At 72.0% G+C, this 25,854-nt stretch carries 23 protein-coding genes; 13 read left to right on the forward strand and 10 right to left on the reverse strand.

All coding sequences use genetic code 11. The annotated features are described in order from the left end of the window. Positions 1-119 precede the first annotated feature (119 nt). The 4 genes from HNR57_RS05345 to HNR57_RS05360 all read left to right on the forward strand — a co-directional run bounded on the left by HNR57_RS05345 (position 120) and on the right by HNR57_RS05360 (position 5,240). Positions 120-2,063, forward strand: a complete 1,944-nt coding sequence (locus HNR57_RS05345; RefSeq protein ID WP_184556882.1) for a S53 family peptidase — start codon at positions 120-122, stop codon at positions 2,061-2,063. 79 nt (positions 2,064-2,142) lie between these two features. Then, the gene (locus HNR57_RS05350) at positions 2,143-3,897 is read left to right on the forward strand and encodes an NAD+ synthase (RefSeq protein WP_184556885.1); all 1,755 of its coding nucleotides are present in this window, start codon (positions 2,143-2,145) and stop codon (positions 3,895-3,897) included. Positions 3,898-4,045: 148 nt separating this feature from the next. Beyond that, positions 4,046-4,438 carry a VOC family protein gene (locus HNR57_RS05355; RefSeq protein WP_184556888.1) on the forward strand — a complete coding sequence of 131 codons (393 nt, stop codon included), beginning with the start codon at positions 4,046-4,048 and terminating at the stop codon, positions 4,436-4,438. Between the two features lie 91 nt (positions 4,439-4,529). Then, positions 4,530-5,240 (forward strand): haloacid dehalogenase type II, encoded by a 711-nt coding sequence (locus HNR57_RS05360; RefSeq protein ID WP_184556891.1) that lies wholly within the window; start codon positions 4,530-4,532, stop codon positions 5,238-5,240. A 79-nt stretch (positions 5,241-5,319) separates the two neighbouring features. Here HNR57_RS05360 and HNR57_RS05365 read toward each other — a convergent pair whose 3' ends face one another. The 4 genes from HNR57_RS05365 to HNR57_RS05380 all read right to left on the reverse strand — a co-directional run bounded on the left by HNR57_RS05365 (position 5,320) and on the right by HNR57_RS05380 (position 10,215). Next, positions 5,320-6,537 (reverse strand): MFS transporter, encoded by a 1,218-nt coding sequence (locus HNR57_RS05365; RefSeq protein WP_184556894.1) that lies wholly within the window; start codon positions 6,535-6,537, stop codon positions 5,320-5,322. 136 nt (positions 6,538-6,673) lie between these two features. Then, on the reverse strand, positions 6,674-7,726 hold the full coding sequence (locus HNR57_RS05370) for an endonuclease/exonuclease/phosphatase family protein (RefSeq protein WP_184556897.1): 1,053 nt from the start codon (positions 7,724-7,726) through the stop codon (positions 6,674-6,676). A gap of 179 nt (positions 7,727-7,905) precedes the next feature. After that, positions 7,906-8,544 (reverse strand): TetR/AcrR family transcriptional regulator, encoded by a 639-nt coding sequence (locus HNR57_RS05375; protein ID WP_184556900.1) that lies wholly within the window; start codon positions 8,542-8,544, stop codon positions 7,906-7,908. Between the two features lie 69 nt (positions 8,545-8,613). Then, positions 8,614-10,215, reverse strand: a complete 1,602-nt coding sequence (locus HNR57_RS05380) for an MFS transporter (protein ID WP_184556903.1) — start codon at positions 10,213-10,215, stop codon at positions 8,614-8,616. Between the two features lie 203 nt (positions 10,216-10,418). Here HNR57_RS05380 and panB point away from each other — a divergent pair, with 203 nt between their 5' ends. From panB to HNR57_RS05395, 3 genes are all read left to right on the forward strand, one after another. Beyond that, the gene (panB, locus tag HNR57_RS05385; protein WP_184556906.1) at positions 10,419-11,294 is read left to right on the forward strand and encodes a 3-methyl-2-oxobutanoate hydroxymethyltransferase; all 876 of its coding nucleotides are present in this window, start codon (positions 10,419-10,421) and stop codon (positions 11,292-11,294) included. A 118-nt stretch (positions 11,295-11,412) separates the two neighbouring features. Beyond that, complete coding sequence (locus HNR57_RS05390; RefSeq protein ID WP_184556909.1) at positions 11,413-12,432, forward strand: efflux ABC transporter ATPase subunit, DrrA-related; 1,020 nt, start codon at positions 11,413-11,415, stop codon at positions 12,430-12,432. Then, positions 12,429-13,244 (forward strand): ABC transporter permease, encoded by an 816-nt coding sequence (locus tag HNR57_RS05395; RefSeq protein ID WP_184556912.1) that lies wholly within the window; start codon positions 12,429-12,431, stop codon positions 13,242-13,244. Before HNR57_RS05390 ends, HNR57_RS05395 begins: the two co-directional genes overlap by 4 nt. Before the next feature lie 18 nt (positions 13,245-13,262). Here the strand turns inward: HNR57_RS05395 and HNR57_RS05400 are convergent, their stop codons facing one another. Further along, positions 13,263-16,544, reverse strand: coding sequence for an ATP-binding protein (locus tag HNR57_RS05400; protein WP_313672950.1), 3,282 nt, complete (start codon positions 16,542-16,544; stop codon positions 13,263-13,265). Between the two features lie 417 nt (positions 16,545-16,961). On the opposite strand from HNR57_RS05400, the gene HNR57_RS05405 reads away from it, so the two are divergent. Then, entirely contained in the window at positions 16,962-17,762 is an 801-nt protein-coding gene (locus tag HNR57_RS05405; protein WP_184556918.1) for a site-2 protease family protein, read from the forward strand. Positions 17,763-17,766: 4 nt separating this feature from the next. On the opposite strand, the gene HNR57_RS05410 is transcribed toward HNR57_RS05405, so the two are convergent. The 3 genes from HNR57_RS05410 to HNR57_RS05420 all read right to left on the reverse strand — a co-directional run bounded on the left by HNR57_RS05410 (position 17,767) and on the right by HNR57_RS05420 (position 19,843). Continuing rightward, complete coding sequence (locus HNR57_RS05410; RefSeq protein ID WP_031113918.1) at positions 17,767-17,946, reverse strand: hypothetical protein; 180 nt, start codon at positions 17,944-17,946, stop codon at positions 17,767-17,769. 65 nt (positions 17,947-18,011) lie between these two features. Next, positions 18,012-18,731, reverse strand: coding sequence for an NADPH-dependent F420 reductase (npdG, locus tag HNR57_RS05415; protein ID WP_184556921.1), 720 nt, complete (start codon positions 18,729-18,731; stop codon positions 18,012-18,014). A gap of 38 nt (positions 18,732-18,769) precedes the next feature. Beyond that, the gene (locus tag HNR57_RS05420) at positions 18,770-19,843 is read right to left on the reverse strand and encodes a sialidase family protein (RefSeq protein ID WP_184556924.1); all 1,074 of its coding nucleotides are present in this window, start codon (positions 19,841-19,843) and stop codon (positions 18,770-18,772) included. 117 nt (positions 19,844-19,960) lie between these two features. On the opposite strand from HNR57_RS05420, the gene HNR57_RS05425 reads away from it, so the two are divergent. After that, complete coding sequence (locus tag HNR57_RS05425; RefSeq protein ID WP_184556927.1) at positions 19,961-20,563, forward strand: hypothetical protein; 603 nt, start codon at positions 19,961-19,963, stop codon at positions 20,561-20,563. A gap of 80 nt (positions 20,564-20,643) precedes the next feature. On the opposite strand, the gene HNR57_RS05430 is transcribed toward HNR57_RS05425, so the two are convergent. Next, complete coding sequence (locus HNR57_RS05430; protein WP_031105401.1) at positions 20,644-20,877, reverse strand: hypothetical protein; 234 nt, start codon at positions 20,875-20,877, stop codon at positions 20,644-20,646. 58 nt (positions 20,878-20,935) lie between these two features. On the opposite strand from HNR57_RS05430, the gene map reads away from it, so the two are divergent. Together map and HNR57_RS05440 are read left to right on the forward strand one after the other, a co-directional pair. Continuing rightward, positions 20,936-21,793, forward strand: coding sequence for a type I methionyl aminopeptidase (gene map, locus HNR57_RS05435; RefSeq protein ID WP_184556930.1), 858 nt, complete (start codon positions 20,936-20,938; stop codon positions 21,791-21,793). Between the two features lie 105 nt (positions 21,794-21,898). Next, positions 21,899-22,546, forward strand: coding sequence for a biliverdin-producing heme oxygenase (locus tag HNR57_RS05440; protein WP_184556934.1), 648 nt, complete (start codon positions 21,899-21,901; stop codon positions 22,544-22,546). A gap of 99 nt (positions 22,547-22,645) precedes the next feature. Here HNR57_RS05440 and HNR57_RS05445 read toward each other — a convergent pair whose 3' ends face one another. Continuing rightward, positions 22,646-23,290: a PhzF family phenazine biosynthesis protein gene (locus HNR57_RS05445; RefSeq protein WP_184556937.1), complete on the reverse strand. Its 645-nt coding sequence runs from the start codon at positions 23,288-23,290 to the stop codon at positions 22,646-22,648. A gap of 162 nt (positions 23,291-23,452) precedes the next feature. On the opposite strand from HNR57_RS05445, the gene efeO reads away from it, so the two are divergent. Both efeO and efeB read left to right on the forward strand, forming a co-directional pair. Beyond that, positions 23,453-24,601 (forward strand): iron uptake system protein EfeO, encoded by a 1,149-nt coding sequence (gene efeO / locus HNR57_RS05450; RefSeq protein WP_184556940.1) that lies wholly within the window; start codon positions 23,453-23,455, stop codon positions 24,599-24,601. Between the two features lie 12 nt (positions 24,602-24,613). Continuing rightward, positions 24,614-25,849, forward strand: a complete 1,236-nt coding sequence (gene efeB / locus HNR57_RS05455; RefSeq protein WP_184556943.1) for an iron uptake transporter deferrochelatase/peroxidase subunit — start codon at positions 24,614-24,616, stop codon at positions 25,847-25,849. Positions 25,850-25,854: the final 5 nt, after the last annotated feature.

The following is a 25,854-nucleotide window of genomic DNA, read 5'->3' on the forward strand; positions in this document are numbered from 1 at the left end:
GCTCTTCTTGGTCTGCGTAGAGCGCTTCTTTGGCTGCGCAATTCCCTTGCATGAACGGTTCATCGCGAGAGTGGCGACCGTCGAGTGATCCACTCGCGACGAACCGCACAGGGGGTTCCATGAGATCCAACCGCGCCTCGGTGCGCGCCGGGGTGAGCATGGCAGCGACACTGCCGATGCTCGCCGGTGCGCTGGCGCTCGGCATGCCCGCGGCGCACGCCGCCGACCACCCGCTCCGTGACCTGCTGACCGGGACCCGCCCCACGTGGGCCACGGCCCGCGCGGACCGGGGCGCCGCCTTGGACGGTGCCCAGGTCTCGGCCCGGGTCTACCTCGCCGGCAAGGACGCCGCGGGCCTCGCCGCCTACGCGAAGGCCGTCTCCGACCCGGACTCGGCCTCGTACGGCACATACCTGACGGCCCAGCAGGCGCAGGCCCGCTTCGGCGCGACCCCGGCCCAGGTGGCGGCCGTGAAGTCCTGGCTGACGGCCTCGGGCCTGAAGGTCACCGGCGTCACGCGGCACTACGTCTCGGTCAGCGGCGACGTGGCCGCCGCCGAGAAGGCCTTCGGCACCCAGCTGCACAACTTCGCCAAGGGCTCGAAGACCTACCGCGCCCCGGCGAGCACCGCCTCCGTGCCGGCGAGCCTGGGCGACGCCGTCCTGACCGTGACCGGGCTGGACAACGCGCCCCACATGGCCACGCACGACGATCGGCTGCCCCCGCCGGACACCGTCTTCCGCAACGCCGGGCCGTTCTCCTCGTACTACGGCTCGAACACCGCGAGCACGCTCCCGGACGCCTACGGCAAGAAGATCCCGTACACCGTGAAGGGCTACACCGGCAAGCAGCTGCGGGCCGCCTACGGCGCGGGCACGCGCACAGGCAAGGGCGTCCGGGTCGCCATCACGGACGCGTACGCCTCCCCGACGATCGCCTACGACGCCGGCACCTACGCCAAGCGCAACGGTGACGCCGCGTGGAAGACGGGCCAGCTGCACCAGGTGCTGCCGAAGAAGTACACCGACACCAAGGACTGCTCGGCCTCCGGCTGGTACGGCGAGGAGACCCTGGACGTCGAGGCGGTGCACGCGGTCGCGCCGGCCGCTGACGTCACGTACGTCGGCGCCGCCTCCTGCGGGGACGGCGATCTGCTCGACGCGCTCGGCACGGTCGTCGACAGCCACCTGGCCGACATCGTCTCCAACTCTTGGGGCGAGGTCGAGGCCGCGCAGACCCCGGACCTCGCGGCCGCCTACGACCAGGTCTTCCAGCTGGGCGCGGTCGAGGGCATCGGCTTCTACTTCTCCTCCGGCGACGACGGCGACGAGGTCGCCAGTTCCGGGACGAAGCAGGTCGACGCCCCGGCCAACTCGGCGTGGGTCACCGCCGTCGGCGGCACGTCGCTCGCCGTCGGCAAGGACGACACCTATCTGTGGGAGACCGGCTGGGGCACCGAGAAGGCGACCCTGTCGGCCGACGGCAAGAGCTGGACGGGCTTCCCCGGCGCCTTCACCTCCGGCGCGGGCGGCGGCACCAGCAAGACCGTCGCCGAGCCCTCCTACCAGCAGGGCGTGGTGCCGGACGCGCTGGCCAAGGCCGACAGCGCGGACGGCAACCGGGTCGTCCCGGACATCGCCGCGATCGCCGACCCGAACACCGGCTTCCTGGTGGGGCAGACGCAGACGCTCCCCGACGGCAAGAAGCAGGCCTACAGCGAGTACCGCATCGGCGGCACCTCGCTCGCGGCCCCGACCATCGCGGCCATCCAGGCCCTGGCCCAGGAGGCCCGCGGCGGCAAGGCGATCGGCTTCGCCAACCCGGCGATCTACGCCAAGGCCGGCTCGAAGGTCTACCACGACGTCACCGACGACCCGACGGGCTCCGGTCTCGCCGTGGCCCGCGTCGACTTCGTGAACGGCTACGACGCCACCGGCGGTCTGACCACGTCCGTGCGCAGTCTCGGCAAGGACAGCTCGCTCTCGGCCGTGAAGGGCTACGACGACGTCACCGGCGTGGGCACACCCGCGAACGGCTACGTCGAGTCGTACCGACGCGGCTGACCTCCGCAAGGGGACATGGGGTGGTGTGGGGTGACTCACACCACCCCATTGTGTCGCACTGACGATTACACTGGGCGGCGTGCCTCAACTACGTCTCGCCCTGAACCAGATCGACGCCGGCGTCGGCGACCTCGCCGGGAACACCGAGTCGATCGTCCGCTGGACCCGGCACTCCGCCGAACAGGGAGCGCATCTCGTGGCGTTCCCCGAGATGGTGCTGACCGGGTATCCCGTCGAGGACCTGGCGCTCAGGTCGTCCTTCGTGGAGGCCTCTCGCGCGGCGCTGCGCGCTCTCGCCGCGCGTCTGGCCGAGGAGGGCTTCGGAGAGCTGCCGGTGATCGTCGGCTACCTCGACCGCAGCGCGACAGCCCAGCCGAAGTACGGCCAGCCGGCCGGCGCACCGCAGAACGCGGGCGCGGTGCTGTACGGCGGTGAGGTGGTCCTCAACTTCGCCAAGCACCACCTGCCGAACTACGGCGTGTTCGACGAGTTCCGCTACTTCGTGCCCGGCGACAGCATGCCGGTGCTGCGGGTGCACGGCGTGGATGTCGCCCTGGCCATCTGTGAGGACCTCTGGCAGGACGGCGGCCGCGTCCCCGCCGCCCGTTCGGCGCGGGCGGGCCTGCTGGTCTCGATCAACGCCTCCCCCTATGAGCGCAACAAGGACGACACGCGCCTGGAGCTGGTCCGCAAGCGGGCCCAGGAGGCCGGCTGCACCACGGCGTACCTGGCGATGATCGGCGGCCAGGACGAGCTCGTGTTCGACGGCGACTCGATCGTCGTCGACAAGGACGGCGAGGTCGTGGCGCGGGCGCCGCAGTTCGCCGAGGGCTGTGTGGTCCTGGACCTGGACCTGCCGGCGGCGTCGGCGGACGCCCCCACCGGCGTGGTCGACGACGGGCTGCGCATCGACCGCGTGGTGCTCTCCGAGGAGCCGCTGCCCGCGTACGAGCCCGAGCTCACGGGCGGCTACGCGGACCGCCTGGACGACGACGAGGAGGTCTACTCGGCGCTGGTCGTGGGCCTGCGGGCGTACGTCGCGAAGAACGGCTTCACGTCGGTCCTCATCGGCCTGTCGGGCGGTATCGACTCCTCGCTGGTCGCGGCGATCGCGTGCGACGCGGTGGGCGCGCAGAACGTGTACGGCGTGTCGATGCCGTCGAAATACTCCTCGGACCACTCCAAGGACGACGCGGCCGAACTGGCCCGCCGCACGGGCCTGAACTACCGCACGGTCGCGATCGAGCCGATGTTCGACGCCTACATGGGCGCGCTGGGCCTGACGGGGCTGGCGGAGGAGAACCTCCAGTCGCGTCTGCGCGGCACGCTGCTCATGGCGATCTCCAACCAGGAGGGCCACATCGTCCTGGCGCCGGGCAACAAGTCGGAGCTGGCGGTCGGCTACTCCACGCTCTACGGCGACTCCGTCGGGGCGTACGGCCCCATCAAGGACGTCTACAAGACGTCGGTCTTCCGCCTGTCGGAGTGGCGCAACCGGGCCGCCCGGGAGCGCGGCCAGACCCCGCCGATCCCGGAGAACTCGATCACCAAGCCCCCGAGCGCGGAGCTGCGCCCGGGCCAGGTCGACACGGACTCGCTGCCCGACTACCCCGTGCTGGACGCGATCCTGGAGCTGTACGTCGACCGGGACCGGGGCGCGGACGAGATCGTGGCGGCCGGGTTCGACGCGGAGCTGGTCGCGAAGACGCTGCGCATGGTCGACACGGCCGAGTACAAGCGGCGCCAGTACCCGCCGGGCACGAAGATCTCGCCGAAGGGCTTCGGGAAGGACCGGCGGCTGCCGATCACGAACGGGTGGCGGGAGTCGCTCTGAGTGGCGTGCCGGAAGGGACTCGGTAGGCAAGTGGATACTTGCCTACCCTGGGGTCGCGGCCGAGGCCCTTTCAGAGCCTTGGCCGGCCCCACCCGCCGCACCATCCTCGACGAGCTCACGGGGCTACCGGACCCGAGGAGAGCAGCCCATGAAGATCCATCTGACCAGCGTCTTCGTCGACGACCAGGCCAAGGCCCTGCGCTTCTACACCGAGGTCCTCGGCTTCGTGAAGAAGTACGACGTCCCGGTGAGCGGGACGGACCGCTGGCTGACCGTCGTCTCCCCCGAGGAGCCCGGCGGCACGGAACTGCTCCTGGAGCCCGCCGGCCACCCGGCCGTCAAGCCCTACCGTGACGCGCTCGCCGCCGACGGCATCCCGCTCGCCCAGTTCGCCGTCGCCGACGTCCGGGCCGAGTACGAGCGCCTGACCGGGCTCGGCGTCCGCTTCACCCAGGAGCCCCTGGAAATGGGCCCCGTCACCACGGCCGTCTTCGACGACACCTGCGGCAACCTGATCCAGATCGCGACCCAGCCGCAGTAGACGTCGTCACCACCTTGACCGGTGACAACTCCCGGTGCCACCATCGTCACCTGCTCAAGTGGTGACACACCTGTCCGGCACGGGAGAACTCATGACGGCGATCCGCGACATCGAGGTCGTCGTCTTCGACGTCCTGGGCACCATGGTCGACGAACCCGGCGGGCTTCGATCGGCGATACGGGAAGCGACCGGCCTGTCCGGCCCGACGGCCGCCGACGAGCTCGTCGCCCTGTGGCGGCGGCACTGCGAGCAGGAGCGGGAACGCGTCCGGCAGGGGCAACGCCCGTACGCGAGCACGGAGGTGCTCGACGCCGGGGCCGCCCGGCTGGTGGCCCGGCACGCCGGAGTGACCGACCCGGGGGCCGTCGCGCGGCTCGCCACGGCGGGGCGGCGGCTGCCCGCGTGGGACGACTCCGCCGCGGGGCTGGAGCGGCTCTCGCGGCGGTACCCCGTGATGGGGCTGTCCGACGCCGGCCGCACGGCCCTGCTGCACCTCAACGCGCACGCCGGACTGCGCTGGCACCGAGCGCTGTCGGCGGAGGCCGTCCTGGCCTACAAGCCGGCGCCCGAGGTCTACCGACTCGCCCTCGACAGCGCCGGATGCCCACCCGAACGCGTGCTGATGGTCGCCGCCCACGCCTGGGACCTGCGCGGTGCTCAGGCGGCCGGCATGCGCACCGCCTACGTCCACCGGCCGGCCGGGGATCCGCCCACGGATTCCGACGACTTCGACGGGCGGTTCGACAAACTGGGAGACCTGGTCGGTGCACTGACGGGCAGTCAGGCGGAGGCGGTCGGGTAGCGCGCCCGTCTCGCACCCCGGTCAAAGGAACGGCAGTGCGCGGGATCTGATCCCGCGGGCTGCCGTGTGCCGGGAGCCGTCAGTGGTGCACCGCTTCGGCCTCCTGCGGGACGTGGCTCGCCACGATCCGCTCGCGCCCGGCGACCGGAGCCCGGCGCCGGTCCACCGCGTAGGCCAGCGAGGCCACGGCCAGGCCGAGGACGGCCAGGGCCACACCGGCCAGGGCCGGGGAGGTGACACCGAAGCCCGCGGCCAGCGCGAGGCCGCCGATCCAGGCGCCGCCGGCGTTGGCCAGGTTGAAGGCGGCCTGGTTGGCCGAGGAGGCCAGGGAGGGGGCCGAGGAGGCCTTCTCCATGACCATCAGCTGGAGCGGGGAGCCGGTGGCGAAGGCCGCCATGCCGAGCAGGGTGACGGCCACGGCGGCCGTGAGCTCCGTGCGCATCAGAAGCGGGAACAGCGCCAGGACCGCCACCAGCGCGGTGAGGCCGCCGAACAGCGTGCCGCGCAGGGAGTGGTCGGCCAGGCGGCCGCCCAGCAGATTGCCGGCGGTCGCGCCGACACCGAACAGGGCCAGCAGCAGGGTGACGCTGGCGTCGGCATAGCCGGCGGCGTCCGTGAGCATCGGCGTGATGTAGCTGTAGGCCGCGAAGAGGGCACCGAAGCCCGCGACGGTCGTGCCGAGCGACAGCCAGACCGGCAGGGAGCGCAGGGCGGCCAGTTCGCCGCGCAGGCCCTTCGCGGTGGTGTGCTCGTGGTCGTGCGGGATGAGGAACGCGAGCGCGGCGATGGCCGCCAGGCCGATGGCGCTGACGCCGAGGAAGGTCGCCCTCCAGCCGAGGTGCTGGCCCATCAGGGTCGCGACCGGCACGCCCGCGACGTTCGCGACCGTCAGGCCGAGGAACATCAGCGAGACCGAGCGGGCCTTGCGTTCGGGGGCGACCATGTTCGTCGCGACGACGGCGCCCACGCCGAAGAAGGCGCCGTGCGGCAGACCGCTCAGGAAGCGGGCGGCCAGCAGCCAGCCGTTGTCGGGCGCGAGGGCCGACAGGGCGTTGCCCACGACGAACAGTCCCATCAGGCCGATCAGGACCGTGCGCCGGGACATCCTGGCGGTGACCGCGGCCAGCAGCGGGGCGCCGATGACGACGCCCAGCGCGTACGCCGACACCAGATGGCCAGCGCTGGGTATCGAGATGTTCAGGTCGTCCGCGACATCGGGCAGCAGCCCCATCATCACGAACTCGGTCGTACCGATGCCGAAGGCGCCCACGGCAAGGGCGAGCAGGGCCAGGGGCATGAGGGAGCCTTTCGAGACTTGCTTGGAGATCCGTACGCGTATGTTCAAGTACGGAACAAAGTCTCGCAGGCGCACTATTCCACGCGGTGACGCGGAGGTTGCGGATTTCTGTCCGGACTGCCCTGACCAGCGGCTTTCAGGAGCCGGTTGTGGTGACCATCACACGGGCCGCGACCGGCAGATGGTCGCTGCCGGTCTGCGGGAGGGTCCACGAACTCTCCGGCTTCAGGCCCCGCACCATGATCTGGTCGATGCGCGCCATCGGGAACGACGCCGGCCAGCTGAAGCCGAAACCGCTGCCGGCCGCGCCCTGCGTCGAGCGCATCTGGGAGGTGACGGCGTTGAGCGCGCGGTCGTTCATCGTGCCGTTGAGGTCGCCGAGCAGGACGACGTTCTTCAGCGGCTCGCGGGCGATGGACTCGCCGAGGTAGTCGGCGCTCCGGTCGCGCTGGCGGGCCGTGAATCCGGCCTCCATCTTCACGCGCACCGACGGCAGATGGGCGACGTAGACCGCGACCCGCCCGGCCGGTGCGGTCACGGTGGCGCGCATGGCGCGCGTCCAGCCCATGTCGAGGTCGACGTCCCGCACGCCGCTCAGCGGGTACTTGCTCCACACGCCGACCGTGCCCTGCACCGAGTGGTAGCGGTACGTCGGCGCCAGCGCCTTCTCGTACGTCGGGAGCGCGGCCGGAGTCAGCTCCTCCAGGGCGAGCACGTCCGCGCCGGAGGCGGCCACGTCACGGGCGGTGCCGGCCGGGTCCGGGTTGTCGGCGTTGACGTTGTGCGTGACCACCGTGAGGTCCCCGCCGGTCGCGGTCTTGTCGCTGAGCTGGCCGCCGAAGAGGTTCAGCCAGACCACGGACGGCAGCACCACCGCGATCAGCGCGGTCGCGGACTTGCGGACCAGGGCGAGGACGAGCAGCACCGGGACGAGGAGCCCCAGCCAGGGCAGGAACGTCTCGGTGAGACTGCCCAGATTGCCGATGGTGTTCGGGATGCGCGAGTGCAGCACCATGACCAGGGCCAGCAGCACCGCGCACGCGGCGACGACCAGTCCGCGCCGCCAGATCCGCGGGTCGCCCCGCCAGGGGCCCGCCAGCCGGTCGAACAGGCGCCGAAGCCGGGTTCCCCGGTGCTCGGGCCCCGAGCCGCCGTTGTCCGTCTCCGTCATGTACGCCTGCTGCGCCATACCGTCGCCTCACTGCCTGCCGTGCACACCATCGCCCCCGTGTCTTTACGACCCTAGGGGATGATCCGTTCCGTTCCCGCCGTCCTGTGACGGCCGTACGGGGGCAGTGACGTCCGAGTCCCCGAGGAGAGTTCCGGTCACGCCCGCCGAAAGCGCCGTCTGTGACGAAACGCGCACACTCAGCCGGGCCGGTGGGGCTCGGAACTGACGGGGCGTAGGCCTTCGAGGAGGGTGTCGACGACCTGCTCGGCGAGGTCGCCGGGGAGGTCGGCGTCGGTGTGCAGCACGGCGCGGAGGAGCATCGGGCCGACGAATATGTCGTTCAGCAGTTCGAGGTCGAGGTCCGTGCGCAGTTCGCCGTTCTCCTGGCCGCGGCGCAGCACTTCCAGGCCGATCCGGCGGCGCGGGGCGACGACGGTGGCGTGGTACGCCGCCCAGAGTTTCGGACTGCTCTTCATCTGGGCCTGCACGCTGTGCAGGATCGCCGAGGAGCGGTTGGCCAGGCCGCGCCGGCGCACCTGTTCCAGCAGGACCACGAGGTCGTCGCGCATGGAGGTGCCGGGGAGCGGCGGGTCCGGGGGTTCGGCGGCGCGTACGACGTCGACGAAGAGTTCCTCCTTGCCGCTCCAGCGGCGGTAGATGGTGGCCTTGCCGACGCCCGCGGTGCGCGCGATGCGCTCGATGGACAGCTCCGCGAGGGGTACGCCCTCCTCCAGGAGCCGCATCACGCCCTCGATGATGGCCCGCTCGACGGCCTCGCTTCTGGGGCGGCCCCTCGCGGGACCGTCGGGCGGGGTGTGCCGTTCGGCGAGGCTCACGTCGCTGTGTCCTTCCTGACGGGGTGGAGACCGTTCCCGGCCGTGCGGGGAGTGAATTCTCCCGCAGGTCTACGAACCCGTGTGCGACAACTCGTCCTCCTCCGGCGCCCGCTGGGGCGACGGCGGCCTGCCCGGCAGGAACAGCGCCACGACGACCGCGCCGATCAGGGCGACGCCCGCGCCCCACAGGGCGGTCACGTGCATCGCGTGCAGGAACGCGTCATAGGCCGATGTGACGAGGGACTCGCCCTGCGGGCCCAGCCTGTCCGCGATGCCGAGCGTGGCCTCGATGGACTCCCCCGCGGGGTGGCGCAGGGCCGGGGGCAGCGCGCCGAGCTTGTCCTCGATGCCCGTGCGGTACGCCGTCGACAGCACCGAACCGAGGACGGCGATGCCGAGGGCGCCGCCGACCTGCCGGAAGGTGTTGCTGAGCGCGGAGGCGGAGCCGGCCTTCTCGCGGGGCAGGGCCTGCATGATGACGACGCTGACCGGCGTCATGATGTGCGCCATGCCGGTTCCCATCAGGAAGAAGATCACTTCCAGGATCCAGATGGGCGTGTCGGCGTCCAGGACGGCGAAGGCGGCCAGCATGGCGGCGATGACGAGCAGACCGGCCGTGGTCGTGGCCTTGTTGCCGAAGCGGTCGACGACCAGCCGGGCGCGCGGCGCGAAGATCAACTGGGCGGCGGCCAGCGGCAGCATCAGCAGACCGGTCTGCAGCGCCGAGTAGCCGCGCACGCTCTGCGTGTAGAAGACGGAGAAGAAGGTCACGCCCATCAGTGCGAAGAAGACCAGCGCGATGGCGGCGATGGCGGCCGAGAAGGCCTTGTTCCTGAAGTACGTGACGTCTATCGACGGATGGTCGCTGCGCTTCTCGAACACGACGAACGCGACGAGCACGGCGAGGCCGGCGCCGATGGTCGCCAGCACGGTCGCGTCGGTGAAGTCGGCGAGCTGGCCGCCCTTGATGATGCCGTAGACGAGCAGGACCAGGCCGACGACGGACAGCACGACGCCGACGGGGTCGATCCGGCCGGGGTTCGGGTCGCGCGAGTCGGGCACCAGCCAGAGCATCAGCGCGAGCCCGAGCAGCACGATCGGTACGTTGACGAGGAAGACCGAGCCCCACCAGAAGTGCTCGAGCAGCACGCCGCCGGTGATCGGGCCGATGGCGATGGCGAGGCCGACGCCGCCTGCCCAGACGCCGATGGCCTTCGGCTGCTCCTCGCGCTCGAAGACGTTCATGAGGACGGCGAGGGTGGCGGGCATCACGAACGCGGCGCCCAGGCCCATCACGGCCCGGAAGGTGATCAGCTCGCCCGGCGAGCCGGAGAACGCGGCGAGCGCCGAGCCGATGCCGAACACGGCGAGACCGCCGATCAGCACCTTCTTGCGGCCCACCCGGTCGCCGAGCAGTCCGGCGGTGAACAGCAGGCCCGCGAAGACGAGGGTGTAGGCGTTGATGGCCCACTCCAGCTCGCTCTGCGTGGCGCCGAGGCCGGTGGGGGCCGGGGTGGAGATCGTCTTGATGGCGACGTTCAGGATCGAGTTGTCGAGCACGACGATCAGCAGGCTCAGCATCAGCACGCCGAGGATCGCCCAGCGGCGCCGGTGCACCGCTTCCGGTACGCGTGGGCCGGTGGGGGCGGCCGGGTCGGCAGGAGTAGTCATGGCACCGAGCCTAGAAGCATTTCGATACGAGACCGTCTCGTATTGGAATTCTCTTACCGGGATCTTACGCAACATCCGCTGTGCGGACCCGGGGGCGGAACTCACAAGGGCTCCCCTAGCCCTCGGTGGCACGAGGTGCCACCATGGACGTGGTCCGGGGACGCCGTCAGGGCGCCTCGAGATGACGTGTTAGGAGCCGTGCAATGACGCAGCTTCCGGCTGCCCAGACTGCTCAGATGAAGCCCTCCGGCAGCGGCAGGGCGCTGTACGGGGGCAAGGGCACCCGCCGTATCACCGTGCGCGACATCGCCGCCGCCAAGGAGCGCGGCGAGAAGTGGCCGATGCTCACCGCGTACGACGCCATGACCGCGTCCGTCTTCGACGAGGCCGGGATCCCGGTGATGCTCGTCGGCGACTCGGCGGGCAACTGCCACCTCGGGTACGAGACGACCGTGCCCGTCACCCTCGACGAGATGACGATGCTGTCGGCGGCGGTCGTACGGGGCACCTCGCGCGCCCTGATCGTCGGCGACCTGCCCTTCGGCTCCTACCAGGAGGGACCGGTGCAGGCGCTGCGCTCGGCGACCCGGCTGGTGAAGGAGGCGGGCGTGCAGGCCGTGAAGCTGGAGGGCGGTGAGCGGTCGCACGAGCAGATCCGGCTGCTCGTCGAGTCCGGCATCCCGGTCATGGCGCACATCGGCCTGACCCCGCAGTCGGTCAACGCGATGGGCTACCGCGTGCAGGGGCGGGGCGAGGAGGCGGCCCACCAGCTGCTGCGGGACGCGAAGGCCGTCCAGGACGCGGGCGCGTTCGCGGTGGTGCTGGAGCTGGTTCCCGCGGAGCTGGCCGCCGAGGTGACGCGGGTGCTGCACATCCCGACCGTCGGGATCGGCGCGGGTCCCGAGACCGACGCACAGGTGCTGGTGTGGACCGACATGCTGGGTCTGACCGGCGGGCGGGTGCCGAAGTTCGTGAAGCAGTACGCGAACCTGCGTGAGGTCATGGGGAACGCGGCGCAGGCGTTCGCCGAGGACGTGGTCGGCGGAACGTTCCCGCAGGAGGAGAACTCCGTCCACTAGAGCCACAGCGGTACCACGGACAGCCCGTCGATCTCCCCCAGTCGACGGGCTGTCCCCTATTTTGAGTTGTCGGTGGCTTGTCGGTGGTTTGTCGGTGGGCTCTGGGACCGTCTGTCCCATGACGCGAATCGACACACAGACCAGCGGCGCCGCTGTCACCGTGCGGGGGCTGGTGAAGCACTACGGGGAGACCAAGGCACTGGACGGGGTCGACCTGGAGGTGCGGGAGGGCACCGTGATGGGGGTGCTCGGGCCGAACGGGGCCGGGAAGACCACCCTGGTGCGGATCCTGTCCACCCTGCTGGCGCCCGACTCGGGGCAGGCCACCGTGGCCGGGTACGACGTCCTGCGGCAGCCCCGGCAGCTGCGGCGGGTGATAGGGCTCACGGGCCAGTACGCCTCCGTGGACGAGAAGCTCTCGGGCTGGGAGAACCTGTACATGATCGGGCGGCTGCTCGATCTGCCCCGCAAGGAGGCCCGGGCCCGTGCCGACGGGCTGCTGGAGCGCTTCACGCTGACCGAGGCGGCCAAGCGCCCGGCGGCGACGTACTCCGGGGGGATGCGGCGCCGGCTGGACCTGGCCGCGTCGATGATCGGCCGGCCCGCCGTGCTGTTCCTCGACGAGCCGACCACCGGCCTCGACCCCCGCACCCGCAACGAGGTGTGGGACGAGGTGAAGCGCATGGTCGGCGACGGCGTCACCGTGCTGCTCACCACCCAGTACATGGAGGAGGCCGAGCAGCTCGCCTCCGAGCTGACGGTCGTCGACCGCGGCCAGGTCATCGCGGGCGGCGCGATCGAGGCGCTGAAGGCGAAGGTCGGCGGCCGTGCGCTGCGGATCCGCCCGGCCGATCCCACCCACCTGCGGCCCCTCGCCGGCGCGCTGGACGAGCTGGGCATCACCGGGCTCGCCACCACGACCGTCGACACCGACCGGGGCGACGTCCTCGTGCCGATCCTCAGCGATGAGCAGCTGACGGCCGTGGTCGGCGCGGTCACCGCGCGCGGCATCACGCTCTCCTCCATCACCACCGAACTGCCCAGCCTGGACGAGGTGTTCCTGTCCCTCACCGGCCACCGTGCCAGTGCCCCGCAGGACACCGTGCCCGCCGAAGACCTTCAGGAGGCCGCCGTATGAGCGCCGTCACCGTCAACGACGCCGCCGCGGACGCCCGTATCCCGCTGCGCGGCCACCTGCGCCACACCGGGGCCCTGATCCGCCGCAACCTGCTGTGGATCCGCAAGGACCCGGAGTCGATGGCCGACGCGCTGCTGATGCCGGTCATCTTCACCCTGCTGTTCGTGTTCGTCTTCGGCGGCTCGATCGGGCAGGCGCTGGGCGGCGGACAGGACCGGTACGTGCAGTACGTGATCCCGGGCATGATCGCGATGATGAGCATGACGCTGTCCCAGGGCGTCGGCACCGGCTTCAGCCAGGATTTCAACTCCGGTGTCATGGACCGTTTCCGGTCCCTGCCGATCGGACGCGGCTCGGTGCTGTTCGCGAAGATCTCGGTGGAGCTGCTGCGGATGCTGTTCGCGACCGCCGTGCTGATGATCGTCGCCGTGGCGGTCGGGTTCGAGATCACGAACTGGCCGGGGCTGTTCGCGACCGTGGCCCTGTCCACGGCGTTCGCCTCGTCGATCATGTGGGTGTTCCTCACCCTGGGCGTGATCCTGAAGAACGCGCAGTCCGTGCAGGCGATGGGCTTCCTGGTGCTGTTCCCGCTCCAGTTCGGCTCGTCGATCTTCGCGCCGACGACGTCGATGCCGGGCTGGCTGCAGGCGTTCACCGACTACAACCCGCTGTCGACCCTCGCGGACGCCGCGCGCGGTCTGATGGTGGGCGGGCCGGTCGCGCACGACCTGTGGGTGACGCTCGGCTGGTCGGTGGCGATCACGGCCGTGATGGCGCCGGTCGCGATCCACAAGTTCCGCACGAAGAACTGACCGGGCGCCCGGTGCGCGTCACAGCAGGGCGGCGGCCTCCTCGGGGGAGAGGCCGCCGCCCTGCGCGTACGCGGTCTCGTACGCGGGATCGCCGAGGGCCGCACGCGCCCTTCGTTCCGCCCGCTCGCGGAGCTCGCGCTCCTGGCGCGGGGCGACGCGGTCGGGCGGCAGCAGGGCGTCGGCGGCGCCGAGGCAGCGGGCCGCGTCCGCGGCGCGCCCGTCCTCGTGGGCGGCCAGGGCTCCGGCTCCGACGGTCAGATACACGGCGCGCATATAGGGCGCGATGGCCGCCGACAGCGGGTCGGCGGCACGCTCCAGGGCCCGGCGGACCCGGTCCAGGCACTCGTCGTAGCGCTCCTCGGCGGCGTCCAGCCAGGCCTCCGCGCCGAGGATGAACGCGTCGAAGACGATGAAGTGGGCGATACGGAAGTCCTGGCGCAGCCGCCGCAGTTGCTCGCGTGCCTCGGCGGTGCGGCCCGTCATGCCGAGCCGGCCGGCGAGGAACAGCCGGGCGGCGGGCATGGCCTCGCTGTGCGAGTCCTGGTGCTGGGCGATCACCTCGCGCAGCAGCCGCTCGCCGCGTTCGTCCTCGCCCGCCTCCAGCAGGGCGCTGCCCAGCCGGGCGCTGAGGACGGCGGCCTGGGCGCGGGCCCCGAGGCGTTCGGCGTGTTCCACGGCGGCCTCGTAGTCGGCGGCGGCCAGGGCGTAGTGGCCCTTGCGCTCGTGGGCCTCGGCGCGGGCGGAGAGGGCCTCGGCGGTGCCCCAGGCATCGCCCAGGCGCCGGTAGATCTCCAGCGACTCGTCGGCGTCGCGGGCGGCGTCACCGGCCCAGTCGGTGCGGTTGGCGAGGAAGTTGGCCCGCATCTGCAGGCCGGAGGCGAGCTCCCAGTCGAAGCCCGGGGTCCGCCGGCAGGTGCGGATGGAGGCATCGATGATGACACGCAGCCGGTCCATGTCGCCGGTCAGCATCACGGCGAAGAACCAGAGCAGGCCGGGGAGCCGGCAGTTCTGCGGCAGACCGGGCTCGTAGGTCCCGGCGATGGCGCGCAGCTTCCGCTGGGACTCCGGGTTCTGCCAGGCGTCCAGCTCGGTGTCCATGCAGGCGAGGTGGGCGAGGTGAACACCGCGCCGGGCCTCCCACAGGACCTCCCCGGTCATCGGGGGCGGGGCGTCGGTGCAGCGCGGCCACACCGGGGCGGCGGGGCGGACGGGCTCGGTGAAGGGGTCGGGGCCGAGCGCCATCACCTCACGGCACCAGTTGCGCGCCTCGATGCGCAGATCGCGCATCTGCCAGTACCAGACGAGGGACAGCGCCAGGCACAGCGCCTCCTGCTCGTCGCGCAGGGCGACGGCGTGCCGCAGCGCGGTGCGCAGGTTCTCGTACTCGCGCTCCAGCCGGTGGATGGCGGCGAGTTGGCCGGGGCCGCGCAGTAACGGGTCGGTGACGCGGGCCAGTTCACGGAAGTACGTCAGATGGGCCCGCTCGGTTTCGGCGCGCCGCCCGGACTCGTCCAGCCGCTCGGCGGCGTACTCGGCGACCGTCTCCAGGAGCCGGTAGCGCATCTCCCCGTCCGCCGGGGAGCCGGGCGGGGCTGCCACGACCAGGGAGCGGTCGACGAGGGAGCCGAGCGCCTCCAGGGCGGCCGGTCCGCACACCGCCTCGGCGGCGGGCAGGTCGCAGCCGCCGGCGAACACCGACAGCCGCCGCAGGACGTCGCGTTCCTCCTCGTCGAGCAGGTCCCAGGACCAGTCGACGACCGCTCTGAGGGTCTGCTGCCGGGGCAGGACGGTGCGGCTGCCGGAGGTCAGGAGACGGAAGCGGTCGTCCAGCCGGTCGGCGATCTGGCGGGGTGTGAGCATCCGCAGCCGGGCGGCGGCCAGTTCGATGGCCAGCGGCAGGCCGTCGAGGCGGCGGCAGATCTCGGCGCACGCCCCGGGGTCGTCCTCGATCCGGAAGCCGGGCCGGGCCGCCGCGCCCCGCTCGGCCAGCAGCCGCAGTGCTACCGGCTCGGGCAGCGGCTCCACCGGGCGCAGCAACTCGCCCGGGACGCCGAGGGGTTCACGGCTGGTGGCCAGGACGGTGAGGTCCGGGCAGCGCGCCAGCAGTTCCTCGGTGAGCCGGGCGGCGGCTTCGGCGACGTGCTCGCAGTTGTCGAGGATCAGCAGCATGCGGGGCCGGGAGCAGTGCTCGGCGAGCCGCTCGACGGGGTCGTCGAGCCGGTCGGCGACGGCGGCGCGGATGCCCTCGGCGCCGGCACCGTACAGCACCGTCTCGCGGGCGCCGACGGCGGTGAGCACGGCCTCCGGTACGGCGTCCGGGTCGTCGACGGGGGCGAGTTCGGCCAGCCACACGCCGCCGGGCATGGCCTCGCGCACGGTCTCCGCGGTCTCCTGCGACAGCCGGGTCTTCCCGGCGCCGCCCGGGCCGAGCAGGGTGACCAGCCGGGCCGCCGCGAGATCCCCGCGGATGGTCTCGATGTCGGTCTCCCGGCCGATGAAGGAGGTGAGGCGGGCACGGAGGTTCCCGGCGGGCCGGGGCGGCTCCCCGTCGGCCGGCGCGGGTGCGGGTGCGGGTGCGTCTCCCAGCCGGAGCAACTCCGCGTGCAGGGCGCGCAGTTCCGGCCCCGGGTCGGTGCCGAGGCGGTCGGCGAGCGACCGCCGGACGTCCTCGTAGGCGTCCAGCGCCTCCGCCGCACGGCCGGCGTCCCGCAGGGCGCGCAGTCGCAGGGCCTGGAGGGGCTCGTCCAGGGGGTGGCCGTCGCACAGGGCGGTCAGCTCCGGCAGGGACTGCTCGGCCTCGCCCAGGGCGAGGGCGGCGGTGTGGCGGGCCCGGAGCGCGTCCAGGCGGCGGGTGTCCCGGCGGGCGGCCTCGGCGGTGCGGTCGGGCAGGTCGGCGAGCGCGGGGCCGCGCCACAGGGCGAGGGCGTCGTCGAGGACCACGGCGGCCTTGGCGGGGTCGCCGTCGGCCAGCGCCCGCTGCCCCTCGCCTGCCAGCCGCTCGAACCGGTGCAGGTCGACGTCGTCGGGCGCGGCCGTGAGCCGGTACCCGCCCTCGACGGAGGCCACCGCGTCCGCCCCGAGTGCCCGCCGCAACCGCCCGACCAGCGCCTGCAGCGCCCCCGGCGCGTCGGCTGGCGGCTGCCCGCCCCACACCTCGTCGACGAGCAGCCCCACGGGCACGGTCCGTCCGGCCCGCAGCGCGAGCACGGTCAGCAACGCACGCAGCCGCGCCCCACCGACCGGGACGACCGACCCGTCACTGCGGAGCGCCTGCGTGGTGCCGAGGATGCGGTAGTGCACGGGCTCATTGTCTCCGGTGATACGAGGGCGGGTCACGGCGGTTGGCGGCGCGGCGGGGTCACCGGCGGCATCGCATGGCCGGCTGGGACGTCCAGGGGCCGGCACGGGGCGCCGGGGCCGTCAGGCGGCTCCGGACACGCCCCGCCGGGACATGCAGAAACCGGACCGAGGACGCCCTGGCCACCGGGCCGCACCCGGCACGACCCGCCGGGACGCCCGGAAACCGGCACGGAGGCACCGGGGCCATCAGGCCGCGCCTGGCACGACCGACCACGACAGCGCCGTCCTCGTAGTACACGTGCCACAGCCCCATGCCCCCACCCTCCCCGGAACCGACCGCCCCGCGCGAGACGTTTTTCACCTGCGCCCGGTACCGTCGGGCCGTCCCACCCGGTGTCGACGAGTGCAGGGAGCCCCATGACCACCGCCACCACCCGCCACAGCGAGCGGCGGATCAGTCCCGTGTTCGTCGGGATCGTCGCCGTCACGGCGGTCACGGGATGGGCGACCTGGACCGGGTTCGCCGAGCAGCCCGGCGTCGCCGTGTTCCTGTTCGTGACGGCGGCGTGGATCGTCTCCCTGTGCCTGCACGAGTACGCGCACGCGCGCACCGCCCTGCACAGCGGCGACATCTCCATCGGCGCGAAGGGCTATCTGACCCTCAACCCGCTGAAGTACACGCACGCCCTGCTCAGCATCGTGCTCCCCGTGATCTTCGTGATCATGGGCGGCATCGGACTGCCCGGCGGTGCCGTGTTCATCGAGCGGAACCGGATCCAGGGACGCTGGAAGCACAGCCTGATCTCGGCGGCGGGCCCGCTGACGAACGTGCTGTTCGCCGTCGTCTGCACCGCCCCGTTCTGGCTGGACGCGCTGGACGGCGTGCCGAACGACTTCCGGTTCGCGCTGGCATTCCTCGCGCTGCTCCAGGTGACGGCGGCGCTGCTGAACTTCCTGCCGGTGCCGGGCCTGGACGGCTACGGCGTCATCGAGCCCTGGCTGTCGTACAGCATCCGGCGCCAGGTGGAGCCGTTCGCGCCGTTCGGCCTGCTCTTCGTGTTCGCGCTGCTGTGGCTGCCGGCGGTGAACGGCGTCTTCTTCGACGTGATCGACTCGATCCTGAAGTCCCTCGGCATCAGCGACTTCGAGACGTACTGCGGTCAGGAGCTGTACCGCTTCTGGCAGGGCTCGAACGAGTTCTGCTCGGCCGCTCCCTGACGGCTCAGCCCGTCACGGACTTCTGCTGCCTGGCGCGCTTGAGGTAGTACCAGCACATGTTGGACGACAGGCCCGCCAGCAGCACCCACACGATCCCCAGGAAGCTGCCCCGCGTGAAGGAGACCACGGCGGCGGCCACAGACAGCACGCAGACGATCAGGGCGTAGAGGGCAAGGCGGGGCATCTCGGTCGACTCCTGTCGGGGGACACTTCGGGCACTGCTGGTGCCGTCCAGTGTCCCCCATCGGCTCATACGTCCGTGACCCGGAGCCCCGCGTGCGCCTTGTACCGGCGGTTCACGGAGATCAGGTTCGCCACCAGCGACTCCACCTGGTGGGCGTTGCGCAGCCGCCCGGCGAAGATGCCGCGCATGCCGGGGATGCGGCCGGCGAGGGCCTGGACGATCTCGACGTCGGCGCGGACCTCGCCGAGCACCATCACGTCGGTGTCGATCTCGTCGATCTCCGGGTCCTGGAGCAGCACGGCCGACAGGTGGTGGAAGGCGGCGGTGACCCGGGAGTCCGGCAGCAGGGAGGCGGCCTGCTCGGCGGCGCTGCCCTCCTCGGGCTTGAGGGCGTAGGCGCCCTTCTTGTCGAAGCCGAGCGGGTTGACGCAGTCGACGACGAGCTTGCCGGCCAGTTCCTCGCGCAGGGATTCGAGGGTCTTGCCGTGGCCGTCCCACGGCACGGCGACGATCACGATGTCGCTGCGGCGGGCGGTCTCGGCGTTGTCGGCGCCCTCGACGCCGTGGCCGATCTCCTCGGCGGCGGCCTGCGCGCGGTCGGCTGCCCGCGAGCCGATGATCACCTTCTGGCCGGCCTTGGCGAGCCGGTAGGCCAGGCCCTTGCCCTGCGGCCCGGTCCCGCCGAGCACCCCCACCACGAGTCCGGAGACGTCGGGCAGGTCCCAGGGGTCCTTGGCGGGGGCCTTCTGGGCGTTGTCGGTGGCAGCACTGTCGGTAGAGGTCATGGCCCCGACTCTACGGCCGTGCCCCCGCGCGGAGAGGCTCAGGTCAGCTCCGTCACGGGCACCCGCCGGAAGGTGATCGTCTCGTAGGCGCCGAAGTCCCCGGTCTCGTACAGCAGGCCCACGGTGCCGGCGTCGACGCGCACGAGGTCCGAGTACGCGGCGGGCAGGCCGTCCACGGTGTACGCCGGGCGCCAGGTGGTGCCTCCGTCGGCGGAGGCGCGGATCGTCATCAGGGCGCGGAAGCCGGGGTCGGCGGGGCCGGAGTACAGGAGCAGGTCGGGGTCGCGGAGTTGCAGGACGGCGGCCTCGCAGACCGGGGCGGCGAGACCGGCCTGGGGGCGGAAGGGCTTCACCAGGGTCTGTCCGCCGTCGGCCGAGTGCGCGTCGGCGCGGGTGCCGGGTGAGGGCGAGTCGTTGCGGGTGCTGAAGTAGACGCGGCCGTCGGGGAGTTCGGCGGCGGTGGTCTCGTTGGCGTTGATGTAGCCGTCGGGGTTGTCGTCGACGTAGCCGATCCGCCAGGTGGCGCCCGCGTCGTCGCTGAGCAGGCAGTGGCCGCCGTTGTACCTGCCCTCGGTGCCGTTGTCGGTGCCGGTGGGCGGCAGGGAGTGGTTGGCGGGGACGACGACCCTGCCGGTGCTCAGCTGGATCGCGTGGCCGGGGGTGGTGGCGTACCAGCGCCACTCGGGCCGCTTGGTCTCCTGGGTGATCTCCCTCGGCGCGGACCAGGTGCGGCCCTCGTCGTCGCTGTGCGCCACCCACACGCGGCGCCCGTCGGCCGCGCTGACCTTGCCGCGCCGGATGGCGTCCTCGGTGGCGAGGGCCGCGTTGCGCACGTGCACGAGGAGGACGCGGCCGGTGGTGAGGACGACCGGCGCGGGGTTGCCGGCGAGGGCGTCGCCGTTGCGGGCGGCGACCTGGAGCGGGCCCCAGGTGCGGCCGCCGTCCGTGGAGCGCTTCAGCACGATGTCGATGTTCCCGAAGTCGTCCCGGGAGCCGACCCGGCCTTCACAGAAGGCGAGCAGGTCGCCGGTGCCGGTGGCGACGACGGCGGGGATACGGAAGCTGGCGTACCCCTCCTGTCCGGCGCGGAAGGGGACGCTGGTCTCGGTCATCGGCGGTTCCTCCGGTCGTTCGACAGCGGCACGGGTGACCGGTCGGCCTACCCGGCCCGGGCGAATACGGGGTGAACCGCACATCACGAGTGACCGTTCGGGGCAGGATGCGCTCCCATGGATGCGGTTCGGGTCGCGTTGCTGCGCGAAGTGCTCGCCGGGACGGAGTGGCTGGGCGCGACGCGGCGATTCGCCGGGGCGCTGCGCGGCTCGGTGGTGTCGCACGGGGGCGGGCTGCTGCTGGTCGGCACGCCGGAGTACGAGCCGTGGCATCTCGCGGCGCACCTGGTGGACGAGGCCGCCTGGTCGGGCACCCCGGAGCTGGCCCCGACACTGGTGCGGCACGACGCGCGCCCCTCGGATCCGGCGCACCTGGCCGTGGGTCTCGGCCGGCTGGAGGCGGCCCGGCGGGGCGAGACGCTGCTGGTGGTCGCGCCCGGCGGGCCCGCCGCACCACTCGTGGAACGGGTGTCCGACGCCCGTCGCGCCGGGGCGACGGTCCTGGCCCTCGGCCCCGGGCAGGGCGAGCTGCCGTGTCTGGCGCACGAGATCCTGGCCGTGCCCGACGGTTCGGAACTGGACCTCGACACGGTGCAGCACCTGGTCAGCGCGGCGGCCGGGGAGAACGCCCTGCCGGCCCCGCGCGGGCGGCGCCGCTTCCGGGACCGGGTGGCGCGCCTGGCGGAGCACCTGACGGCACCGCCACCGGCCCGCTGGTGACGTCGGGATGTCCCCCTGCCGATGTCAGGGGCGCCCGGACAGCACGAACGCCCGGGGCCGCGCCCCGGGCGCTCGTGGGATCAGCTCTCGTCGTCCCGGCTGCCCGCCGGGGCGTCGTGCCACTTGGGGTCGTTCTCCCACTGGAGGTTGCGCTCGCGGGCGGTCGCCATCGCGTGTTCGGCCTCCGTGCGGGAGGCGTACGGCCCGAACCGGTCCTTGTTGGGGCACTCCGGCCCCTCCTCGACCTTCTTGTGCTCAAGGCAGTAGTACCACTCACCCGGCTTGCCGACCGTGCGCTTCTTGAACAGGGCCATGACCAGCTCCTCTCGCCATCGACATGTTCCCCCATGGCCGCTGGTTAGACTCGCTGGCATGTCTGGCCAGTCGCTGCTCGCACCGGGGGAGCTGTCCCCCACCCGTCCCGTGCCCGGAAACATCCGCCGCCCCGAGTACGTCGGCAAGCCCGCGCCGACGCCGTACACCGGACCGGAGGTGCAGACGCCCGAGACCATCGAGGCGATGCGCGTCGCCGGCCGGATCGCGGCCCGGGCGATGGCGGAGGCCGCGAAGCTGATCGCCCCCGGGGTGACCACGGACGAGCTGGACAGGGTCGCGCACGAGTACATGTGCGACCACGGCGCCTACCCCTCGACGCTCGGCTACCGCGGCTTCCCGAAGTCCCTGTGCTCGTCGGTCAACGAGGTCATCTGCCACGGCATCCCGGACTCGACGGTGCTGCGCGACGGCGACATCGTCAACCTCGACGTGACGGCGTACATCGGCGGTGTGCACGGCGACAACAACGCCACCTACCTGGTGGGTGACGTCGACGAGGAGTCGCGGCTGCTGGTGGAGCGGACCCGGGAGTCCCTGGAGCGGGCGATCAAGGCGGTCAAGCCGGGCCGGCAGATCAACATCATCGGCCGGGTCATCGAGTCGTACGCCAAGCGCTTCGGCTACGGGGTGGTGCGGGACTTCACCGGGCACGGCATCAACTCGTCGTTCCACTCGGGCCTGATCATCCCGCACTACGACAGCCCGCACGCGACGACGGTCATCCAGCCCGGCATGACGTTCACCATCGAGCCGATGCTGACGCTCGGGACGCACGAGTACGACATGTGGGACGACGGCTGGACGGTCGTCACGAAGGACCGCAAGCGCACGGCCCAGTTCGAGCACACCCTGGTGGTGACGGACTCGGGCGCGGAGATCCTCACGCTGCCGTAGCCCCGCCGCCCGCACACCGCCACCCGGCCCGCTCTCTCCCCGAGGGCGGGCCGTTCCTTTCGGACCCGGGGTTTTTACCGACAGCCCGTCGGGAAAAGTACGCCCATGGAATCCTTCTCCACGCTCCTTCGGACCGCTTCCCGCGAGCAGCACGCGGAGGTCAGGGGCTCGACCTTCATCGGCGACCTGCTGGGGCACAAACTGGGGGTCGACGCGTTCGCGCGCTACACGGAGCAGCTGTGGTTCGTGTACGGCGCGCTGGAGGCCGGCGCCCGCCGGCTCGCCGCGGACCCGCTGGCCGGCCCCTTCGTCCGGCCGGAGCTGTTCCGCGTGGGGGCGCTGGAGCGGGACCTGGAGTTCCTGCGCGGCCCCGGCTGGCGGAGGACGGCCGGTGCGCTGCCCGCCACCCTGGAGTACGCGGAGCGGATCACGGAGTGCGCCCGCGACTGGCCGGCCGGCTACATCGCCCACCACTACACCCGCTACCTCGGCGACCTCTCCGGCGGGCAGATCATCCGCGACACGGCCGAGCGGAACTGGGGTTTCGCGAAGAAGGGCGACGGCGTCCGCTTCTACGTCTTCGAGGAGATCCCCAACCCGGCCGCCTTCAAGCGGACCTACGCGGAGCTGCTGGACGCGGTGCCCGGTGACGAGCTGGAGCGGCAGCGGATCGTGGCCGAGTGCAAGCGGGCGTACGGGCTGAACAACGCGGTGTTCGAGGCGCTGGGCGAGGAGTTCCCCCTGACGGCGTGAACGGGCGGGGCCCCCGCGCACGCGGCGAGGGGCCCCGGTAGCCCCGTTCACCACCGCCCACACACGCTGTTCCACCCGTACGGCCGTGCTCCGTCCGGGTCAGCGTTCGAGGCGGACCCGGCCGCCGACCTCGGTCCATCCGCCCGGCTGGGGCGCGGTCAGGATCTGTGAGCCCGCGCCCTGGGTGATGTTCAGGGCCCGGCCCAGGCTGTCGGTGAGCAGCAGTGCCGCGGCTCCGGTCGCCTCGTCCTCGTCGATGCCGTCGCCCCGGCCGGGGAAGGCCCGGGCCCGGATCCGCCCGGCGGGCTCGTCCTCCCACGCCCAGGCGTACACCCACTCCCCCGGCGGCGGCACGGCCAGGTCGTCGACCTCGGCGGCACTGCCGTACCGGCGCAGCGTCCGCGGCGGCACCCACTCCGCCCGGGCCTCGATCCAGCAGAACTCCCCGTCCTGCCGGGCGCCGACCACGCCCGCGGGCGTGACCAGTTCGGGCACGTCGAGCAGCCATGCCGTGCCGACGCAGGGGTGCCCGGCGAAGGGCAGCCGCAGGGTCGGGGTGTAGATGTCGATCACTCCGCGCTCGGGGTCGTCGACGAACACCGTCTCGCTGAATCCGGCCTTCGCGGCGAACGCCTGCCGTTCGTCCGGCTCGGGCATCACGGATCCCTCGCGCACGACCCCGAGTTCGTTGCCGTACCCGCCGTTCGGCCCGCAGAAGACGCGGAGCACGTCGTAGTCAGTCACGAGGGGCATTCTCGCCGGTCAGGGACGCGCGCGGGTGACCCAGGGGTCGCGATGCGACCTTTGACCTTCCCTTGACGCAACCATGGCAGCGATTTTGGGCCACTTAGGTAATCCTTATGTGCCGTCTTAGGTGAGCCTCACCTTCTCTCTCCTGGAGCCCTCATGCGACCCGCCCGTCCCGCTTCCGTCGTCATCGCCGCCGCGGCGGCCCTGGCCGCCGTCACCGGTTGCACCGAGAAGAGCGGCGCGAAGGACGGCGACCACGTGATCAACGTGACGGCGACGGACGACAAGTGCCAGGTGTCGAAGAAGGAGTTCCCGGCCGGGCACGTCGAACTGGCCGTCGAGAACAGGGGCTCCAAGGTCACCGAGGTCTACGTCCTCTTCCCCGACGACCGCGTGGTCACCGAGCGGGAGAACATAGGCCCCGGCACCAAGCAGCGGGTCACCGCCGAGGTGAAGGCCGGTGACTACCAGATCGCCTGCAAGCCCGGCATGAAGGGCGACGGCATCCGCCAGGCCGTCAAGGCCACCGGCGGCAAGGCCGTCAAGCGCGACCCGCGCCTGGACAAGGCCGTCGCGGCCTACCGCGCCTACGCGCAAGCGCAGGCCGACGAGACACTGCCCAAGGCCGAGGCGTTCGCCAAGGCCGTCAAGGACGGCGACATCGAGGCGGCCAAGAAGGCCTACGCCCCCTCGCGCATCGGCTGGGAGCGCACCGAGCCGGTCGCCGAGTCCTTCGGCGACATCGACCCCAAGGTCGACGTCCGCGAGGACGGTCTGGAGGACGGCCAGGACCCGGCCACCGACTGGACGGGCTGGCACCGCCTGGAGAAGGCCCTCTGGCAGGACGAGAAGATCGGCACCCGCGAGAAGGACCTCGCCGACCTGCTGATCAAGGACCTGAAGGACTGGCAGAACCGGGTCGGCAAGGCCGAGATCACCCCCACTTCCATGGCCAACGGCGCCAAGGAACTCCTCGACGAAGTCGCCACCGGCAAGGTCACCGGCGAGGAGGAGCGCTACTCGCACACCGACCTGGTCGACTTCAAGGCCAACGTCGAGGGCGCGCAGAAGTCGTACGACCTGCTGAAGCCGGTCGCCAAGGAGAACGACGCGGCCCTCGTCTCCGAACTCGACGAGCAGTTCGCGGCCCTGGACAAGCTGCTCGACCGGTACCGCCCGAACACGACGTCGTACGACTTCACCTCCTACGACAAGGTCGGCAAGGCCGACCGCAAGGAGCTCTCGGACGCGGTCAACGCCCTGGCGGAGCCGCTGTCGAAGCTCGCCGCGGCCGTGGTGAAGTAGCGGGGGGCCACGATGACGGACACCAACTCCTCCTCCCCCAGCCGCCGTTCGCTGCTCGGCTGGGGCGGCGCGGGCCTGGCGCTGGGCGCGGCCGCGGCGGGTGGCGCGGTGGCGATGGCCCGCACCGAGGACGACACCGAGCCGGCCGGCTCGGCGATCGCCTTCCACGGCCCGCACCAGGCGGGCATCGCCACCCCCGTGCAGGACCGCCTGCACTTCGCCGCGTTCGACGTGACGACCGAGGACCGGGACGCCTTCGTCCGGCTGCTGAAGGACTGGACCGAGGCAGCCCGGCGCATGACGGCCGGCCACGCCGTCGGCGAGGGCGCCTACGGCGGCCTGGCCGAGGCACCCCCGGACGACACCGGCGAGGCACTCGGCCTGAAGCCCTCCCGCCTGACCCTGACCATCGGCTTCGGCCCGTCCCTGTTCGAGAAGTTCGGCCTCGCGGACCGCCGCCCGGAGGCCCTGGTCGACCTTCCGAAGTTCGCGGGCGACAACCTGGACAAGAACCGCAGCGGCGGCGACCTGTGCGTCCAGGCCTGCGCCGACGACCCCCAGGTCGCGGTCCACGCCGTCCGCAACCTGGCCCGCATCGGCTTCGGAAAGGTCGTCATCCGCTGGTCGCAGCTCGGCTTCGGCAAGACCTCCTCGACGACGCCCGAGGCGCAGACCCCGCGCAACCTCATGGGCTTCAAGGACGGCACGCGCAACATAGCGGGCACGGAGACGGACCGCCTGAAGAAGTTCGTCTGGGTGGACGGCAAGGACGGCCCGCCCTGGATGGCGGGCGGCTCCTACCTGGTCGCCCGCCGCATCCGCATGCACATCGAAACCTGGGACCGCACCTCCCTGCAGGAGCAGGAGGACATCTTCGGCCGCGACAAGGGCGAGGGCGCCCCGGTCGGCAAGGCCAAGGAGCGCGACGAGCCGTTCCTGAAGGCCATGAAGCCCGACGCGCACGTCCGGCTCGCGCACCCCGACACCAACCACGGGGCGACGATCCTGCGCCGCGGCTTCTCCTTCACCGACGGCACGGACGGCCTCGGCCGTCTGGACGCGGGCCTGTTCTTCCTGGCCTACCAGCGCGACGTCCGCGAGGGCTTCATCCCCATCCAGCGCAGTCTGGCCACGGACGCGCTCAACGAGTACATCCAGCACGTGGGTTCGGCGCTCTTCGCGATCCCGCCGGGCGTCCGCGACAAGGACGACTGGTGGGGCCGGACGCTGTTCTCCGGGGAGGCGTAGACCCG

Origin of the sequence: Streptomyces paradoxus, from assembly GCF_014202475.1 — a bacterium.
GTDB lineage: Bacteria > Actinomycetota > Actinomycetes > Streptomycetales > Streptomycetaceae > Streptomyces > Streptomyces paradoxus.

Bases quoted from the DNA above. Each gene is read 5' to 3' on its own strand.
- HNR57_RS05345 (WP_184556882.1), top strand. From the start codon at position 120: ATGAGATCCAACCGCGCCTCGGTGCGCGCCGGGGTGAGCATGGCAGCG.
- HNR57_RS05355 (WP_184556888.1), top strand. From the start codon at position 4,046: ATGAAGATCCATCTGACCAGCGTCTTCGTCGACGACCAGGCCAAGGCC.
- HNR57_RS05360 (WP_184556891.1), top strand. From the start codon at position 4,530: ATGACGGCGATCCGCGACATCGAGGTCGTCGTCTTCGACGTCCTGGGC.
- HNR57_RS05365 (WP_184556894.1), bottom strand. From the start codon at position 6,537: ATGCCCCTGGCCCTGCTCGCCCTTGCCGTGGGCGCCTTCGGCATCGGT.
- HNR57_RS05370 (WP_184556897.1), bottom strand. From the start codon at position 7,726: ATGGCGCAGCAGGCGTACATGACGGAGACGGACAACGGCGGCTCGGGG.
- HNR57_RS05380 (WP_184556903.1), bottom strand. From the start codon at position 10,215: ATGACTACTCCTGCCGACCCGGCCGCCCCCACCGGCCCACGCGTACCG.
- panB (WP_184556906.1), top strand. From the start codon at position 10,419: ATGACGCAGCTTCCGGCTGCCCAGACTGCTCAGATGAAGCCCTCCGGC.
- HNR57_RS05390 (WP_184556909.1), top strand. From the start codon at position 11,413: ATGACGCGAATCGACACACAGACCAGCGGCGCCGCTGTCACCGTGCGG.
- HNR57_RS05395 (WP_184556912.1), top strand. From the start codon at position 12,429: ATGAGCGCCGTCACCGTCAACGACGCCGCCGCGGACGCCCGTATCCCG.
- HNR57_RS05405 (WP_184556918.1), top strand. From the start codon at position 16,962: ATGACCACCGCCACCACCCGCCACAGCGAGCGGCGGATCAGTCCCGTG.
- HNR57_RS05410 (WP_031113918.1), bottom strand. From the start codon at position 17,946: ATGCCCCGCCTTGCCCTCTACGCCCTGATCGTCTGCGTGCTGTCTGTG.
- npdG (WP_184556921.1), bottom strand. From the start codon at position 18,731: ATGACCTCTACCGACAGTGCTGCCACCGACAACGCCCAGAAGGCCCCC.
- HNR57_RS05420 (WP_184556924.1), bottom strand. From the start codon at position 19,843: ATGACCGAGACCAGCGTCCCCTTCCGCGCCGGACAGGAGGGGTACGCC.
- HNR57_RS05425 (WP_184556927.1), top strand. From the start codon at position 19,961: ATGGATGCGGTTCGGGTCGCGTTGCTGCGCGAAGTGCTCGCCGGGACG.
- HNR57_RS05430 (WP_031105401.1), bottom strand. From the start codon at position 20,877: ATGGCCCTGTTCAAGAAGCGCACGGTCGGCAAGCCGGGTGAGTGGTAC.
- map (WP_184556930.1), top strand. From the start codon at position 20,936: ATGTCTGGCCAGTCGCTGCTCGCACCGGGGGAGCTGTCCCCCACCCGT.
- HNR57_RS05440 (WP_184556934.1), top strand. From the start codon at position 21,899: ATGGAATCCTTCTCCACGCTCCTTCGGACCGCTTCCCGCGAGCAGCAC.
- efeO (WP_184556940.1), top strand. From the start codon at position 23,453: ATGCGACCCGCCCGTCCCGCTTCCGTCGTCATCGCCGCCGCGGCGGCC.
- efeB (WP_184556943.1), top strand. From the start codon at position 24,614: ATGACGGACACCAACTCCTCCTCCCCCAGCCGCCGTTCGCTGCTCGGC.